This window comes from Aeromonas sp. Y318-1, from assembly GCF_027706125.1.
Lineage (GTDB): Bacteria > Pseudomonadota > Gammaproteobacteria > Enterobacterales > Aeromonadaceae > Aeromonas > Aeromonas hydrophila.
Genome location: NZ_JAPDCM010000011.1, coordinates 61,088 through 77,319, shown reverse-complemented (window position 1 = coordinate 77,319; position 16,232 = coordinate 61,088). Strand labels below are relative to the sequence as shown.

At 63.4% G+C, this 16,232-nt stretch carries 17 protein-coding genes; 4 read left to right on the top strand and 13 right to left on the bottom strand.

Features of this window, described 5'->3' with window-relative positions; genetic code table 11:
• Positions 1-117 precede the first annotated feature (117 nt).
• The 7 genes from arnF to arnB form a co-directional block, all read right to left on the bottom strand.
• Positions 118-564 (bottom strand): 4-amino-4-deoxy-L-arabinose-phosphoundecaprenol flippase subunit ArnF, encoded by a 447-nt coding sequence (gene arnF / locus OKB87_RS16750; protein WP_130632928.1) that lies wholly within the window; start codon positions 562-564, stop codon positions 118-120.
• Complete coding sequence (locus tag OKB87_RS16745) at positions 561-905, bottom strand: EamA family transporter (protein WP_017410347.1); 345 nt, start codon at positions 903-905, stop codon at positions 561-563. Before OKB87_RS16745 ends, arnF begins: the two co-directional genes overlap by 4 nt.
• Positions 905-2,548, bottom strand: a complete 1,644-nt coding sequence (gene arnT, locus OKB87_RS16740) for a lipid IV(A) 4-amino-4-deoxy-L-arabinosyltransferase (protein ID WP_168754524.1) — start codon at positions 2,546-2,548, stop codon at positions 905-907. Before arnT ends, OKB87_RS16745 begins: the two co-directional genes overlap by 1 nt.
• A gap of 69 nt (positions 2,549-2,617) precedes the next feature.
• Complete coding sequence (gene arnD / locus OKB87_RS16735) at positions 2,618-3,517, bottom strand: 4-deoxy-4-formamido-L-arabinose-phosphoundecaprenol deformylase (RefSeq protein ID WP_270828048.1); 900 nt, start codon at positions 3,515-3,517, stop codon at positions 2,618-2,620.
• Positions 3,510-5,501 carry a bifunctional UDP-4-amino-4-deoxy-L-arabinose formyltransferase/UDP-glucuronic acid oxidase ArnA gene (gene arnA, locus OKB87_RS16730; protein ID WP_270828047.1) on the bottom strand — a complete coding sequence of 664 codons (1,992 nt, stop codon included), beginning with the start codon at positions 5,499-5,501 and terminating at the stop codon, positions 3,510-3,512. The genes arnD and arnA overlap by 8 nt, the downstream gene beginning before the upstream one ends.
• On the bottom strand, positions 5,498-6,478 hold the full coding sequence (gene arnC / locus OKB87_RS16725) for an undecaprenyl-phosphate 4-deoxy-4-formamido-L-arabinose transferase (RefSeq protein WP_270828046.1): 981 nt from the start codon (positions 6,476-6,478) through the stop codon (positions 5,498-5,500). Before arnC ends, arnA begins: the two co-directional genes overlap by 4 nt.
• Positions 6,479-6,484: 6 nt before the next feature.
• Entirely contained in the window at positions 6,485-7,621 is a 1,137-nt protein-coding gene (arnB, locus tag OKB87_RS16720; protein ID WP_270828045.1) for a UDP-4-amino-4-deoxy-L-arabinose aminotransferase, read from the bottom strand.
• Positions 7,622-7,842: 221 nt separating this feature from the next.
• Here arnB and OKB87_RS16715 point away from each other — a divergent pair, with 221 nt between their 5' ends.
• On the top strand, positions 7,843-9,189 hold the full coding sequence (locus OKB87_RS16715; RefSeq protein ID WP_270828043.1) for a UDP-glucose dehydrogenase family protein: 1,347 nt from the start codon (positions 7,843-7,845) through the stop codon (positions 9,187-9,189).
• Positions 9,190-9,618: 429 nt separating this feature from the next.
• Here the strand turns inward: OKB87_RS16715 and OKB87_RS16710 are convergent, their stop codons facing one another.
• Positions 9,619-9,861, bottom strand: coding sequence for a YheU family protein (locus OKB87_RS16710; RefSeq protein WP_011704929.1), 243 nt, complete (start codon positions 9,859-9,861; stop codon positions 9,619-9,621).
• A gap of 83 nt (positions 9,862-9,944) precedes the next feature.
• On the opposite strand from OKB87_RS16710, the gene OKB87_RS16705 reads away from it, so the two are divergent.
• Positions 9,945-11,105 (top strand): sensor domain-containing diguanylate cyclase, encoded by a 1,161-nt coding sequence (locus OKB87_RS16705; RefSeq protein ID WP_270828042.1) that lies wholly within the window; start codon positions 9,945-9,947, stop codon positions 11,103-11,105.
• Here OKB87_RS16705 and OKB87_RS16700 read toward each other — a convergent pair.
• From OKB87_RS16700 to OKB87_RS16690, 3 genes are all read right to left on the bottom strand, one after another.
• Positions 11,087-12,070, bottom strand: coding sequence for a hydrolase (locus tag OKB87_RS16700; RefSeq protein ID WP_270828041.1), 984 nt, complete (start codon positions 12,068-12,070; stop codon positions 11,087-11,089). The two genes, OKB87_RS16705 and OKB87_RS16700, sit on opposite strands and share 19 nt — an antisense overlap.
• 67 nt (positions 12,071-12,137) lie before the next feature.
• Entirely contained in the window at positions 12,138-13,037 is a 900-nt protein-coding gene (locus OKB87_RS16695) for a chemotaxis protein (protein WP_011704932.1), read from the bottom strand.
• 181 nt (positions 13,038-13,218) lie between these two features.
• Positions 13,219-13,905, bottom strand: coding sequence for a hypothetical protein (locus OKB87_RS16690; protein ID WP_270828040.1), 687 nt, complete (start codon positions 13,903-13,905; stop codon positions 13,219-13,221).
• Positions 13,906-13,944: 39 nt separating this feature from the next.
• Here OKB87_RS16690 and OKB87_RS16685 point away from each other — a divergent pair, with 39 nt between their 5' ends.
• A complete protein-coding gene (locus OKB87_RS16685) occupies positions 13,945-14,151 on the top strand; it encodes a YheV family putative zinc ribbon protein (protein WP_011704934.1) in 207 nt (68 codons plus the stop codon).
• 145 nt (positions 14,152-14,296) lie between these two features.
• Entirely contained in the window at positions 14,297-14,923 is a 627-nt protein-coding gene (locus OKB87_RS16680; protein ID WP_270828038.1) for an FKBP-type peptidyl-prolyl cis-trans isomerase, read from the top strand.
• 64 nt (positions 14,924-14,987) lie between these two features.
• On the opposite strand, the gene OKB87_RS16675 is transcribed toward OKB87_RS16680, so the two are convergent.
• On the bottom strand, positions 14,988-15,203 hold the full coding sequence (locus tag OKB87_RS16675; RefSeq protein WP_011704936.1) for a SlyX family protein: 216 nt from the start codon (positions 15,201-15,203) through the stop codon (positions 14,988-14,990).
• Positions 15,204-15,217: 14 nt separating this feature from the next.
• The gene (locus tag OKB87_RS16670) at positions 15,218-16,186 is read right to left on the bottom strand and encodes a WD40 repeat domain-containing protein (protein WP_085734575.1); all 969 of its coding nucleotides are present in this window, start codon (positions 16,184-16,186) and stop codon (positions 15,218-15,220) included.
• Positions 16,187-16,232 lie beyond the last annotated feature (46 nt).

Genomic DNA, 16,232 nt, shown 5'->3' with positions numbered 1-16,232 from the left:
GTGCGACCTGACAGGACCATCGCGCAACTGCTTCGCAGGCGTGCCAGCGTGCGGGCATCGGTCGCAGACGCAAAAAAGGGCTGCCGTGGCAGCCCTTGTGGCAAACAAAGAGAAAAACTAGCCGGCCTGCTTGGTGCCGGCCGCAGGTTTGATCCCCACCAGTACGGCTCCCAGCAGGATGAACAGCACCCCGAGCGCCTTGCCGGGCTCCAGCGGCTCGGCGAAGAGCGGGATGTTGACCGCCAGCAGGTAGACCAGCGCATAGCTGGTGCTGAGCAGGGGGTAGGCGATGTTGAGCGGGGTGGAGTGCAGCGCCGCCAGCCAGCAGAGCAGCGACAGAGCGTAGCAGCCCACCCCGGCAAGGATCACCAGCAGCGGCAGCGGATGGGCCAGCATCACGGCAAGATCCATCTGCCAGGTCGGCAGCTGGATCACCCCCCACTTCATGCCGAGCTGGGCCGCCGTCACCAGCAAGATGCTGCCGAGCACGTAGAGATACCCCTTCAGCGCCGATCTTGCAGGGCTGGCCGGTCGTTGGCCCGCCTGCGGATGACCATCTTTCATAGCAAGCCTCCCAGCAGCAGGGCGCCCACTATGATGGCTCCCACCCCCAGCCAGTTGTGGTAGCTGATCTGCTCGTGAAAGAACAGTCTGGAACCCACCAGTACCAGCACCAGATTGATGCTGAGCATGGGGTAGGCCATGCTGAGCGGCAGCCGCTGCAGCAGGTAGATCCAGAGCAGCATGCCGCAGCCGAGCGCCGCCACGCTGGCGATGAGCCAGGGTGAGCGCAGCTTCTGCCAGTGGTTGCAGGGCTGGCGCTGCCAGCTGACGACCGCCTGCTTTTGCAGCATCTGGCCGCTGCAGGTCAGCAGGCACACCAGCAACAGCAGCAGGATGTCCATCACTGGGCTCCGTGGTAGATGAGCAGGGTCAGCCGGTGACTGACGATGGTCTCGTCGGCGGGGGGCACGGGTCCGGTGTTGCCGTCGCGATCGGTCTTCATCAGCAGGGCCACCTGCCCATTCTTGCGCGCCTGTTCCAGCCAGGCCGGGAAGTCGGCGCGGGCCACGTAGCGCCCCGCCGCATCCGGGTAGCCGAGGCCGTAATGCACCTCGCCCTTGCTGTCGAACAGGTTGATCTCGCTGCGTTGGGTGCCCCAGGCGAGGGAGGAGGCCAGCCCGACGTCGTTGGCCAGCAAGGTGCCTGACTTCATCAGCACGGCCTGATTGGCCTCGATGAAGCGCTCCGGCAGCTTGGAATCGATCAGCGATTGCGGCAGCGCCCAGGGCAGGCCGATGGCCAGCACCATGGGGCAGAGCGCGCTCAGGGTCCAGCGGCGGCTGACCTCTTTCAACTGGATGAAGCCGAGCAGACTCCAGCCGGCGAAGATGACCATGGCCACCGCCAGCGCACCGTGATCCTCCTCGCCATAGACGGCGTGGCTGGGAGAGAACGCCAACACGGCCAGCACCACCAGGCAGATGAGGCCGAACAGGCCGTTGAGCCAGGCGTTGACCCGCAAGGCTCGCTCTTTCCCCTCCTTGAGCAGGTCGACGGCGCTGGCGGCCATCAGCATGGCCAGCGGGGCGAAGCAGGGCAGGATGTAGGTGAGCAGCTTGCCCTTGGCAATGCTGAAGAACAGCAGGGGCAGGATCACCCAGGCCAGCAGGTAGAGGGTTTCCGGGCTTATCTTGCGCTCCTGCCAGCCCTTGCGCAGGGCGCCTGGCAACAGGCCGAGCCAGGGCAGGGTGCCGAGCAGCCCCATGGGCAGGTAGTACCAGAACGGCGCCTTGTGCTGGGCGTTGTCGGCGGCGAAGCGCTGGATGTGTTCAACCCAGAAGAAGTAGTGCCAGTAGTCCGGTTCGCGCAGGTGCACGGCGATGGCCCAGGGGGCGGCCAGCAGGACCGCGCTCAGGATGGCCAGAGGCCCGAAGCGCACCAGCTCGAGCAGGCGGCGCTGATAGATGACGTAGGGCACGATGACCACCACGGGCACCGCCAGGGCGATGAAGCCCTTGGTGAGAAAACCCATGCCGCAGGCGAGGCCGAACAGCAGATAACCGCCGACCCGGCTGCCAAGGGAGCCCTCCTTGCGGATGATGTAGAAGCTCACCATGGCGGCGTTGAGCCAGAGGGTCACCATGGCGTCCAGCACGCTGTAGGTGCCGATGCCGTAGACGATCAGCAGCGACAGATAGATGAGCCCGGTCAGGAAGGCCTTGCGCCGGCACTGCCACAGCTGCAGGGCAAACCAGCAGATCAGCAGGGCGCTGAGACCGGTAGCGGCGGCCGAGGCGAAGCGCACGGCGAAGTTGGTGTCACCGAACAGCTGCTGGCTGATGCTGTTGAACCAGTAGCCAGCGATGGGTTTCTCGAAGTAGCGCAAGCCCAGGAAGTGGGGCACGACCCAGTCTCCGGTGCTCACCATCTCCCGGCTGATCTCGGCGTAGCGGTTTTCGTCCGGGCTCCAGAGCGGCCGCTGGTCGAGCGGTAGCAGGTAAAAGAAGAGAAAGAACAGGGGCAGGGCCCACTTGGTCAACGTCATGACATCCTCTGTTGCATGGTGTGATTAGCGCGATGGTTAGTCCTGCCACCCGAGGTGGCATCATTCATCTCAGGCCTCGGCCTTGCAGCCGAGCCAGCCCTCCCGTCCGGGCAGGGTGCCGCGGACCAGCCGGCCGGTCGGCAGCGTGGTCGGGTCGGATGGTAACAGATCCCCGAGCGGCACGAAGCGGATGCCGCGCGCCCTGGCTTCGCCGAGCAGGGAATCGAACTGATCCGCCATCACGATCCCTTCCACTTCGGCGTGGATGGTGTAGACGTGGGGGCCCTGCGCCGGCGGGGTCGCCAGCTGCTCCAGCAGGAAACGGTTGAAACCGTCGGCCGTCACCTGATGGCCCACCACCTCGTCGAAGGTGGGCAGGTTGACCGGGATCTGCGGGGTGCCGGGGCGGCCATCTTGCAGCAGGGGCCGAAACAGCCCACTGCCGCGACAGTCGCTGTTGTAGCGAAAGCCGAACTGCTCCTTGGCCTGGGTAGTGAGCGGGTCGGCCCGCCAGCCGGCGGCGGCGGAGCAGTCCACTTCGCGCCCCAGGATCTGATTGAGCGCATCCACCCCGAGCCGGGTCTGACGAGTGAGCTCGGCTTCGTCCCAGCGGCCGGTGTTGGCCTGCCAGCCGTGGTGATCCCAGGCGTGCAGCCCTACCTCATGGCCGGCGCTGTCGGTGTCGCGCATCAGGGAGCCGAGCTGCTTGCCGATGGACTTGCCGGGCCAGGCGGTGCCGGCCAGCAGGATGTCCAGCCCATAGAGGGATGCTGCGTTGGAGCGCAGCATCTTGAACAGAAAGCGGGGTTTTAGCAGGCGCCACAAGTGGCGCCCCATGTTGTCCGGTCCGACCGAGAAGAAGAAGCTCCCCTTGACCTGATGCTTGTCGAGCAGTTGCAGCAGGCGGGGCACCCCGTCACGGGTCCCCCTGAAGGTATCGACGTCGATCCGTAGACCTACCTCAGTCATGCTCGACTCCCGTGGTGACCGCCCCTTGCAGGAAGAAGTCCAGGGTGTTACCGATGGTCTCTTCCATCTCGATGGTCGGTTCCCAGTCCAGCAGGCGGCGGGCATTGGCGATGCTCGGCCGGCGGTGGGAGACGTCCTGATAGCCGTCACCGTAGAAGGATTTGCTCTCCACCAGCTTGAAGCCGGCAAACGGCGGGAACTGGTCGCGCAGCGGGTGAGCCTCGAACTTGGCGAGCAGGATCTCGGCCATCTGCTGGATGCTGGCCTCGTTGTCCGGGTTGCCGATGTTGATGATCTGGCCGTCGCAGCGGTTCTCCTTGTTCTCGATGATGCGGAACAGGGCCTCGATGCCGTCCTCGATGTCGGTGAAGCAGCGCTTCTGGGCGCCGCCGTCTACCAGCTGGATCGGGGTGCCGTCCACCAGGTTGAGGATCAGCTGGGTGATGGCGCGAGAGCTGCCGATGCGGGCGGAGTCCAGGCTGTCCAGACGCGGCCCCATCCAGTTGAAGGGGCGGAACAGTGTGAAGTTGAGCCCCTCTTTCTTGCCGTAGGCCCAGATGACCCGATCCAGCAGCTGCTTGGAGACCGAGTAGATCCAGCGCTGCTTGTTGATGGGGCCGACGATGAGGCGGGAGTTGTCTTCATCGAAGCTGTGATCGTCGCACATCCCGTACACCTCGGAGGTGGAGGGGAAGATGATGCGTTTGTGGTACTTCACGCAGTAGCGGACGATCTTGAGGTTTTCTTCGAAATCGAGCTCGAACACGCGCAGCGGGTTGCGGGTGTACTCGATGGGGGTGGCGATGGCCACCAGCGGCAGGATCACGTCGCACTTCTTGATGTGATACTCGATCCACTCGGTGTGGATGCTGATGTCCCCTTCCACGAAGTGGAAGTTGGGGTGACCGATGAAGCGGTCCACCGCGCTGGAGCCGATGTCGAGGCCATACACCTCGTAGCCGCCATCCTGGAGCAGGCGCTCGGTCAGGTGGTTGCCGATGAAGCCGTTGACGCCGAGGATCAGCACCCGGGTCAGCCGCGCCTTGCGCAGGGCATTGCTCGCCTTGGCGCCAATCTTCATCCCTTCGACCAGCCCCAGTTCGCGGGCCAGCTGGGCGCCGCGCACATAGAGTCCGCCTTCGGCCTGACCGGCCACGATCTCCAGCACCCCTTCACCGCAGGCGATGCGCAGCGGCTCCTGGCTCAGGATGGTGCCCGGCTGCTTGTCGCTCTGCTGGGTCAGCCAGTGGCTCTTCCACACCGTCAGCTTGCGATCGCCGGCGAAGCTGAAGGCGCCCGGGTAGGGCTGGGTGACGGCGCGCACCAGGTTGTGCAGTTCGCGGGCCGGGCGGTGCCAGTGCAATTCGCCATCGGCCGGGGTGCGGCGGCCATAGTAGCTGGCCTTGCTCTCATCCTGCGGGGTGAGGCGGATGTCGCCGGCGCGCAGCCTGGGCAGCTCCTGCTCCAGCAGCGCCCGGGCGGCGAGGCGCACCTTGCCGTGCAGGGTCAGCGCGGTGTCGTCGTCGGCAATGGCCACCGCCTGCTGGGCGACGATGGCGCCTGCGTCGGGCTTGGCGGTCATCTGGTGCAGGGTGATGCCGGTTTCGCTCTCACCGTTGACCAGGCACCAGTTGATGGGGGCGCGACCGCGGTAGGCGGGCAGTAGGGAGCCGTGCAGGTTGAAGGCGCCGACGGTCGGGATGTCGAGGATCGCCTGCTTGAGCATGTTGCGGTAGTAGAAGGAGAAGAGGGCCTGGGGCGCCAGCTCGCAAATGCGCTCAATCCAGAGCGGGTGGTTCACGTCCTCGGGGGAGTAGACCGGCAGGTTGTGCTCGGCGCAGAGCTGGGCGACCGAGCCGAAGAAGCGGTTCTCGCCCGGATCATCGGCGTGGGTGAAGACGGCCTGGATCTCGTAGCCTGCCTCGAGCAGGGCCTCGATGCCGGTGCAACCGATATCGTGATAAGCAAAGACGACGACTTTCATTGTTCAGCTTCCTGTTGCGAAGGGGTGGTGGCGCTGCGCACGATCTGGTGGATGAAGTAGCGGGGACGGGCGCGCACGTCGGTGTACATGCGGCCTATGTATTCTCCCAGCAGCCCCATGCCCAGCAGCTGCACGCCGACAAAGGTGAAGAGAATGGCAAAGAGGGTGAAGACGCCATCGGCGGCCCAGTCGGCGCCCAGAATGAGGCGCATCAGGATCAGCAGGATGGAGAAGGTAAAGCCGAGGCCCGCCACCACGCTGCCGACTATGCTGAGCAGACGCAGCGGGGTGGTGGTCATGCAGGTGACCAGGTCATACATCAGGTTGATGAGGTGCATCAGCCCGTATTTGGACTCGCCGTGGGCTCGCTCGGCGTGGCCCACTTCCAGCTCTATGGTGCGGCGGGCGAAGCTGTTGGCCAGGATGGGGATGAAGGTGCTGCGCTCCTGGCAGCAGAGCATGGCGTCGATGATGTGACGGCGGTAGGCGCGCAGCATGCAGCCGTAGTCGCTCATGTGCACGCCGGTGGCCTTTTGTACCGACTTGTTGATGAGCTTGGAGGCGGTCTTGCGAAACCAGGAGTCCTGGCGGTTGCGACGCATGGTGCCCACCACGTCGTAGCCCTGCGTGGCGGCCTCCATCAGGCGGGGGATCTCCTCCGGCGGGTTCTGCAGATCAGCATCCAGGGTGATCACCAGATCCCCCTTGGCGGTCTCGAAGCCGGCCATGATGGCGGCGTGCTGACCGTAGTTGCGGTTGAGCAGCACCCCGACCAGCTTGCTGCCCTCACCGGCGGCGGCGTCTCTGATGAGCTCGGTGGAGCCGTCGTGGCTGCCGTCGTCGATGAGGATCACCTCGTAATCCTGTGACAGCTGATCGCAGGCGGCGGTGACCCGGCTCAGCAGCGCGGGCAGGCTGGCCTCCTCGTTGTAGACGGGGATGACCACCGAAACCAGCTTGATGTCAGTGTTGTTCACGTTGCATTACTCCAATATGTCGATAAGGGCCGCGACCACGCGGTCGACGTCGGCCAGCGTCATGTCCGGGAAGAGTGGCAGGGTGCACAGGCGTGACGAGTTCCACTCGGTATGAGGCAGGCTGAGGGTCGGGTAGCGTTCGCGGTAGTATTTCTGGGTGTGGGCTGCCCGAAAGTGCAGACCGGTGCCGATGCCGCGCTCCTGCAGTGCCTGCATCAGCTGATCCCGGTCTAGCCCGCAGCGATCCGGGTCGACCCGCACCATGAACAGGTGCCAGGCGTGCAGGTGGGGGTAGCCCGGCACGGCGAGCGGCGCCAGTGGCAGACCGGCCAGTCGCTCCTGGTAGCGGGCCACCAGTTCGGCCCGCTTGGCGTTGAGCTCGGGCAGGCGCGCCAGCTGCACCAGGGCGATGGCGGCGTTGATGTCGGCCAGGTTGTATTTGAAGCCCGGGGTGATCACCTCCGCCTGCGGCTTGCGGCCCAGGCTCATGCGATCAAAGGCATCCACCCCCAGACCGTGGAATTTGAGCATCCGAACCTTGTCCGCCAGCGCCTTGTCATCGGTCACCAGCATGCCCCCTTCGGCGCAGGTCAGATTCTTGATGGCGTGGAAGGAGAAGATGGCGGTGCCGCTGGCGCCAATCCAGCGCTCCCGGTAGCGGGTGCCGACCGCGTGGGCGGCATCCTCGATGACCGCAATGCCGTGCTGGCCGGCCAGCGCCAGGATCGGATCCAGATCGACCGGGGCGCCGGCGTAGTGGACCGGGATGATGGCTTTGGTGTTGGCGGTGATGAGCGGCGCGATCAGCTCGGCGCTGGTCATCAGGGTATCGGGGTCCACGTCGACGAAGACCGGCTCGGCCCCCAGCAGGGTGATGATGTTGATGGTGGAGACCCAGGTCTGAGAGGGGGTGATCACCTCATCTCCCGGGCCTATGCCCAGCGCCAGCAGGGTGACGTGCATGCCGGCGGTGGCGGAGCAGAGCGCGACCGCGTGCTGGCAGCCGAATGTGTCGCAGAATTGCTGTTCCAGTTCATGATTCTTCGGGCCCGTGGTGATCCAGCCCGATTTCAATACGTCACAGACAGCACTTATCTCGGCATCACCGATGGCGGGCCTCGAAAATGGCAGAAAATCTTGCATAAGAGATCCAACGAAGAATATTAATCAGTGCCCGTGAAAGCGGGCAGCCCCAAAAAATTGCACTCAACATAACGTATATAAAAGCGGGCTTGCAATGGTCCAGAAACAGCTGGTAACAATTAACTGGTGCGGTCATCTTAGGTAATGTGATAAATATTTATAACCCCCCCAACTCTTGTTTTTCCAAATTACATTTTCTCTGACATTTTGGTTGTATCAATATGAACATTACTGTATTTGGAAGTGGCTACGTGGGCCTGGTTCAGGCCACCGTACTGGCCGACGTCGGTCATCAGGTGATCTGTGTCGATGTCGATGAACAGAAGGTGGCAGCCCTGATGGATGGCCAGGTGCCCATCTATGAACCCGGTCTCGAATCCCTGCTGCAGCGCAACATCAAGAGCGGTTCCCTGGTGTTCACCACGGACGCCGTGCTGGCCGTCAAGCACGGCGATGTGCAGTTTCTGGCGGTAGGCACGCCACCGGGGGAAGATGGTTCCGCTGATCTGAGCCACGTGCTGACGGTGGCCGAGACCATCGCCCAGTATCGCGATCGGCCCGTCATCATCGTCAACAAGTCGACCGTGCCGGTGGGCACTGCCGACAAGGTGACCGCCAGGGTCAACGCCATCCTGCAGCAGCGGGATCAGTCGTTTTCCTTCGACGTGGTCTCCAACCCCGAATTTCTGAAAGAGGGCTCCGCCATCCAGGATTGCCTGCGGCCGGATCGCATCGTGGTGGGTACCGCCAACGAGGCCTCCCGCCAGCTGATGCGCGAGCTCTACGAGCCGTTCAACCGCAACCACGACCGCATCCTGTTCATGGATGTGCGCAGCGCCGAGCTGACCAAGTACGCCGCCAACTGCATGCTGGCCACCAAGATAAGCTTCATCAACGAGATGGCCGGACTGGCCGAGCGGGTCGGCGCCGACATCGAGATGGTACGCCAGGGGATAGGCTCGGATCAGCGCATCGGCTATCAGTTCATCTACCCGGGGTGCGGCTATGGCGGCTCCTGTTTTCCCAAGGATGTCAAAGCCTTGCTGGCCACGGCCCAGGAGCTGGAGTACGACACGCCGTTGATCCGGGCGGTGGAGCGAGTCAACGAAATGCAAAAATCGCGGCTGTTTCAGCTGCTATCAGCGTTCTTTTGCGCCGAAGGGGAGAGCCTGGCCGGCAAGACCATCGCCCTGTGGGGGCTGGCGTTCAAGCCCAACACCGACGACATGCGCGAGGCGCCGAGCCGGGCCTTGATGGAGGCGTTGTGGCAGGCCGGGGTGACCGTGCAGGCCTACGATCCCGAGGCGATGCAGGAGGCCCAGCAAATCTACGGCAACTGTGACAAGCTGCGGCTGATGGGCACCAAGGAGGCGGCGCTGTTTGGTGCGGATGCGCTGGTGATCTGCACCGAGTGGAACCACTTCAAGGCCCCCAATTTTGCCGCCATCAAGCAGGCGTTGCGTCATCTGCTGATCGTCGATGGCCGCAACCTGTTTGATCCGGGCCGGATGAAAGATCATGGTTTTCATTACTACGCCATTGGGCGGGGCGAATCGGTAATGAAATAAAAAGACCATGCCACGCTGCCGCCATGTTTCAGTGCAATGGCAGTGCGGCATATCTTCACGCTGAACAAGACTATTTTCGTCACTATTGTCGGTGAGCGCCGTTGTCATATTTATTTAATATTGTGAGCTGATTCACTTTATTAATTTTATATTGCCGCTATGGCCAGGTTCTCTGCATGGCTCGCCACTATTAATTAAACCGGTATTGATATAGCCTATTTCCCCGCAGCATATTGCCGCGGGGCACCAATCAATGCATAACATCCGGCAGAGCTCACTCTGCTCACAATAAAAATGGCCCTCCGCCAGTGCGGAGGGCCATTTTTATTTTCTGAAAAGGACGCAGTGGCCCGGCGGGAACTGTCGGGTTGGTGCCGCCAACGTGTCTGCCTGGCTGGCAAGACCCAGATCGGGATGGCAATGGGCCGGCTATTCCGGTATATCGTCCACCTGAGCCCGGTCTAGGGTCGCCTTGGGCACTATGTTCACGCTTTCGTGCAGCTCGCTGTAAACGATCACGGCCAGCCCCTGCTGCAGCTGTGTCCTGACATCGGCGACCTTGTCGGCCAGACTGACATCATGTTCGCCGTACTCGGTGCCCTCTTGCAGCACGAAGTGCTCGAGCAGATTGTTGAGGGTGTCTGCATCCAGCTCTTGCCAGGGGATAATCATGGTTTCATCTTCCGTTACCAGAGAGCGGGTATTGTCTATCTGTCGGCAGCAAGCGCAAGGGATTTATATGGCAGCAAGCAGGTATGAACATGCTCTCTGATGAACAACGTCGTCTCTCCAGCCACCTCGAGCACCATCTGTATGAGTCTCGCCGCCACGCCCTGAGCAAGGGGTTGCGCTGGTTCTGGGCCGTCAACCAGCTGGCGATCCTGTTCCTGCTGGCGCGCTTCTATGTCTATCAGGACGCCCATCTGGTGGTGGCCCGGGTACTGCCCTGGAGCTACGAGGTGCAGCTGGTGCTGATGACGCTGGCCTGCCTGTCGTTTCCGCTGTTCTGGCACTGGCTCTCCCGCCAGCCCCCCGCCATCTGGCAACCCTGCCTGCGTGCCGGCGCCCTGCTGTGGGGGACTGGCTGGGCGCTGCTCGGCTACGCCATTGCCCTGGTGGAGCTGAGAGGCGGTTTCAGCCTGGCATTCGATCTCATCGGCATGCTGCTGATGACGGCGCTGGTGGCGCTCTATTGCGAGGTGCGGCTGTTCTACTGCTTCAGCACCCCGCCGCTGCTGTTTCTGCTGCTGGAGGCGCTGCTGGTCAAGGTGCCGTTTCCGGCGGTGCACTGGATGGCGGTGGGCTGTCTCATCATCATGCTGGAGACGGGCAGGCGCATGCTCAACGGCTGGTTCGAGCTGGCGGTGTCCCGTGAGCACGAGAACCTGACCCTGGCCCGCCAGCTCGATGCCATGGCCAAGCGGGACCCGCTGACCGGGCTGGCCAACCGGCGCCACTTCGACAACGTCAGCGAGCAGATTCTGCAGGAGGCGAGAGAGCAGCACGGCGAGTTTGCCATCCTGCTGCTGGACGTGGACTTCTTCAAACGCTTCAACGATCACTACGGCCATCTGCAGGGGGACAACTGCCTGATCGCGGTGGCCGACTGCCTGCGCGAGGCCATTCGCCAGCCGGCCGACGTGGTGGCCCGCTATGGCGGGGAGGAGTTCGTGCTGTTGCTGCCCGGTGCCGATGCGCTGGCCGCCAGCGCCATCGCCAAACGCATTGCCGCCGCGCTGGCCGGACGAGGCATCCTTCATGCGCAGTCGGAGGTGTCGGATCGGGTCACCGTGAGCCAGGGCATTGCCCTGTGGCACGGGGGACAGGATGGCATCGCCGACATGCTGGTGCGTGCCGACGAGGCGCTCTATCAGGTCAAGGAGGCTGGCCGCAACGGCTATCGGCTCGCCCCCTGAGTCTGCTCTCGTAACCACTGGCTGATCCGCTCCTCCAGCCAGAACCGCGGTCGCCAGGGCGTACCGTGCAGAAAGCCCACGTGGCCGCCCTGGCGGCTCAGCTCGTAGCGCACCATGGGGGAGAGCTGCTCCGCCTGCGGGATCACCGCCTCGGTCATGAAGGGATCGTCGGCGGCGTGGATCACCAGAGTAGGGATCGGGATCTGTGCCAGCATCCCCAGACCCGAGCAGCGCTGATAGTAGTGATCGGCACTGTCAAAACCGTGCAGTGGCGCCGTGACCTGCTCATCGAAGTCGCGCAGGGTGGCGATGGCGCGTACCTGCTGCGGCTGCCAGCGGGCACCGGCCGCCGTCTGCCGCTGGATCTTCTGCTGCAGGTTGTGGCGCATGGTGCGCAGCAGATAGCTCTGATAGACCCGCGAGAAGCCCTGATTGACCCGATCGGCGCAGCTGTCCAGCCGCAGCGGCGCCGAGATCACCACCGCCGCCTTAAGCTCGCTCGGGCAGGCGCGCGCCAGCAGATTGACCAGCATGTTGCCCCCCAGCGAATAGCCGATGGCGATGAGCGGCTTGCCGGGGAAGCGGCGGCCCAGCTCGGCGATCAGCGCCTGGGCATCCTCGATGGCGCCGGAGTGATAAGCTTGCAGCAGCCGGTTCGGCTCGCCGCTGCAGCCGCGAAAGTGCATCAGCACCGCCTCGTTGCCCTGGCGTTGCAGGTGGGCGAACAGTCCCTTGGCATAGTGGGAGTGAATGCTCCCCTCCAGCCCGTGAAACAGCACGATGAGCGGCCGCCCATCCCGGCTGATCTCGCCGCTCCAGGCGAGATCGACAAAATCGCCGTCCGCCAGCTCGAAGCGCTCCGCCACGAAGCGGGCCGGTTGCCGGCGCAGCCACTTGGGCAAAATGGTTTGCAGATGGGGATTGCGCGCCCACCAGGGGGCGTGGAAGTGGCTTTCGATCAGCATGCTAGGTCCGCGGGGTGACAGGGACAGAAAAGGCAACGGCGAGAAGCCGGGCTTCTCGCCGTCGGGATCAGGCCGGCAGGCTGTCGTGGTGCTCGGCACCGCGCAGCATGGCCTGGATCAGTTCGTTGGCTTCAAACTTGGTCAGCGCCTCGTGAGCGCCCACCTGATGGGCCCGCTCTACGCTTATCTCGCTGGAGAGCGAGGTGTGCAGGATGATGTAGGCGCCCGCCAGTTTGGCGTCGCTCTGCACCTCGAAGGCCAGCTCATAGCCGTCGAGCCCCGGCATCTCGATGTCGCTCACCAGGATGTCGATGGGGGTCTTCTGGCTGGCGCGGGTCTGCATCAGGGTCAGCGCATCCTTGCCGTTGGTGCACACCTCATAGGGGATGTTGATGTAATCCAGCGCCGCCATCAGCTGGCGACGGGCGACCGAGGAGTCATCCACCAGCAGGATCCGCATCGGCTTGATCCGCTCCCGCTGCACGTCGGTCAGCACCGGGTAGAGGTGGCTGGGGTCGTCCGGATAGACTCGGGAGAGGATCAGCTCCACATCCAGCAACTGGATCAGCTGGTCATTGACCCGGGTCACGCCGGTGACGAACACGTTGTGGCCGAGGGTGGCGGGAGGCGGCTCGATGTCGCGCCAGTTGCACTCGGTGATCTTGTCGATGCCGCGCACTAGAAAGCCCACCAGGGTGCGGCGGCAGTCGGTGATGATGATGAAGCAGTGCGGCATCTCTTCCTTGCTGATCGGGCGATAACCCACCGCCATGGCCATGTCGATCACCGGGATGGTGGTGCCACGCATGCTGGCGGCGCCGAGCACGGTCGGGTGCGAGTGCGGCATGGCCGTCAGCTGGGTGTAAGGCACTATCTCTTTCACCTTGAGGGTGCCGATGGCGAAGGATTGCTTGGCCGAGAGATGAAACAGCAACATGCCCTGGGATTGGTTGGCCTTGCTTTTCATGGCAGATGTCCTGTGAGTCAAAACGGTATCAGTCAATTCAGGCCCCTAGCATAAAGGATTATAGAAGAAATGGCCTTGTGGTTATTAACGACCATTGGCCGCAAAACTGGACTCATTTCATCCATTTATTGCCGCAATCCGCACCTGTACGCACTGTCTGGGGCCCTCATGGGCGGGGTGTTCAGCGCGCCTGCAACGCCTCCAGCGGGGTGCCGAGCCACTGCTGGCAGGCGTGGGCGAGCGCGGCTTCATCCCCGTAACCCAGCTTGTTCACCACCTGGGCGCGTTGGCTGCCGCTCTTGAGCAGCCGCACCGCCTGCAGCAACTGCCACTGGGCGCGCAGCGCATCGCCCGCCAGCGCCGGGTCACTGAGGCCACGCTGCGCCAGACATTGCTGCCATGCCGCATCGCAGCCCTCCTGACCGTTTGCCAACGCCTGCCAGGCGGCCTGCAGGGCATTGTCTGGCTGTGAGGTAATGGGGCAGGCCGGCAGCTCGTCGAGTATCACCTGCAAGCGGTGGCCATAGGCACCTTGCCAGTCGCGGGGGCGCTGCCACTGGGCCAGGCCGTCGAGCAGCGCCGCCAGCAGCGGGGTGGGCTGCAGCCAGCCAGCCCGCTCTGGCTGCTCCATGCGTACCGAGCAGGTCAGCAGATCATGCTGGCAGCCCGCCAGCGGGGTGAATGCGGCCAGGGCATCGGCACAGAGCCAGAAGTGGCTTCCCGTCGGCATCAGCCACTCATGGGCGCCGAGTCGCAGCAGCGCCGCGCCCCGGGTGATCCGCAGCAGCTGGCCCACCGGCATGCGCTTGCGGGCACCGACTTGCAGATGCGAAGTGGAAAAATGCTGATATTCGATGGCGTGATGCATGTAAAAACCCTGATATGATGCTGCCTGGAGGTAACGAAAATGGAAACCAGACGTAAAAAACGCTTCATTGCCGGTGCAGTCTGCCCGGCGTGCGGCAAAATGGACACCATGATGCTGTATATGGAGCATGGAGTCGAGAAGGTGACCTGTGTCGAGTGCGGGGATACCCAGGTGCAGACCCAGGCCGAGGTGGACAAGGTGACCCGGGAGACGGAACAGGTAATCGGCGTGTTTCGTCCCGAGTGAGTGCCGGCCTCAAGGTGATGGCGCGCCGGTCAGGCTGGTGGCTGTTGATGACTTTTTCATCATGCTGAAGCCGGGCCGACCATATGCTTGTCTGCCTTTTTGAGGTATTCTGGGCCCGTTTTTTTCTATCCGCAGGATCCCTGACATGAAAGTAGCTCCCCTGAGCGTGGTTACGCTGGAATACACGGTCACCGACGAACACGGTGAAGTCATCGACACCACTGTCGGTAAAGAGCCTCTGGTGTATCTGCACGGTACCCGTTATCTGGTCTCCGGCCTCGAAGCCGAGCTGGAAGGTCGCAGCGTGGGCGAGGCGTTCGACGTCACCCTGACGCCGGAGCAGGCCTATGGCCAGTACGACGAGAACCTGGTGCAGGAAGTGCCCGGCGAGCTGTTCGACGGCATGGAAGTGTCTGAAGGGGATACTTTTGTGGCCGAGACCGACGACGGCCACCGCCCGGTGACCGTGATCGAAGTGTCCGAAGAGTTCGTCAAGGTGGATGGCAACCATCCGCTGGCCGGCGTGACCCTGGGCTTCAAGGTCGAGATCAAGGACGTGCGTGCCGCCACTGCCGAAGAGCTGGCCCACGGCCACGTTCACGGTGCCGGTGGTTGCGGTCACGATCATGGCCACGACCATGATCACGACCACGGCCATGAGCACGGCGGTTGCTGCGGTGGTGGCCATCACGGTCATGACCACGGCGACGACCACGGTCACGGCGGCTGCTGCGGTGGCGGCGGTTGCGGTGGCAAGGGCCATCAGCACTGATCACGGCATTGTCGATGATAAAAAAACCCGCGCCTGGCGCGGGTTTTTTTATGGCTGGCACGCATCAGTAGTGCGGCGGCGGGGTCTCTTCGGCCATGCTGGCGATCTGGCTCGGCTGCACGCTCTGCAGCTTGTCCACCAGCAGCTGGATCTGATGCTTGAGCCGATCCAGCTCGCGGCCCTGGGTGGTGACCTCGTCGTTGAGCTGCTCCACCGTGTATTCGGCGAAGGCGAGGCGGCTTTCCAGGGTTTCGAGGCGATCGTTTAATTGCTGACTCATGGGCCTTTTGGTCCTTACTTGATAGTCCAGATTTCGGCCAGGCCGCTGGAGCTGGCGCTGACAAGGTGGCTATTGTCGCGCAAAGCCACGCCGTAGACCACTGCGCTCGGCGGTTTCACCCTGGGATGGGGCGAGACGCGCCAGCTCTGCAGCAGGCTGCCGTCGCTCACCTGCCACAGGGAGAGCTGACGGGAGGGGGCGCCGGTGATGAGCCACTTGCCGTCGTTGGCAAAACGCGCCGCGGTGTAGACCTCGAAGCGGTGATCGAACTGCAACCGGCTCAGCTCCTTGCCGGTTGTCAGATCCCAGATGCTGGCCTGGCGGCTGTCGGCGGTGAAGGCGAGCCGTCCGCTCGGGTCGAGCCGGGCCAGCACCACCCGACCGGCGTGGTTGAAGCGCCACACCACCTGGCCCGTGCGGGTATCCCACAGGTAGGCGCTATAGTCGTTGCCGCCGGTGAGGGCGTAACGGCCGTTGGGGGAGAGATCCACCGTGTTGACCTGCTCGGTGTGGCCGAGAAACTGCAGCCGGCGGCCGGTGCGGGTATCCACCACTTCCGCCTTGCCGTCTTCTCGGCCGATCAGCACCTGGCGACCGTCGGCCGACAGGGTGATGTCCCTCAGCCTGGATTCAGGAAGCGAATAGTAGCCTTGCGACTGGCCATCCTGCAGGCGCCAGATCCCGAAGCTGTCGGGGGTGGCCGTCACGGCGTGGCTGTCGTCCGCCGAGAAACGGGTGATGATGATGAAGTTGTCCGGATTGTCGGACTGGCGCCAGCGCCAGCGCTCCTTGCCCTGTTCCAGGTCCCACACCACAGTGCCCTGGCTCAGGCTGGAGACGATGGCCTGCTTGCCGTTGCTGGCCAGATCGGCGCTCAGCAGCCCCTGGTTGGCGAGGGTCAGTTGTCGGTCCGGCGATGAGCTCTGTTCGCAGCCTGTCAGTATCAGGCAAATCGCGACGAGATAAATGGCACTTTTTATCATTTTTCCTGTCTCATGCTTTCGTTACCTGCGATCACGGCGTTAGTAT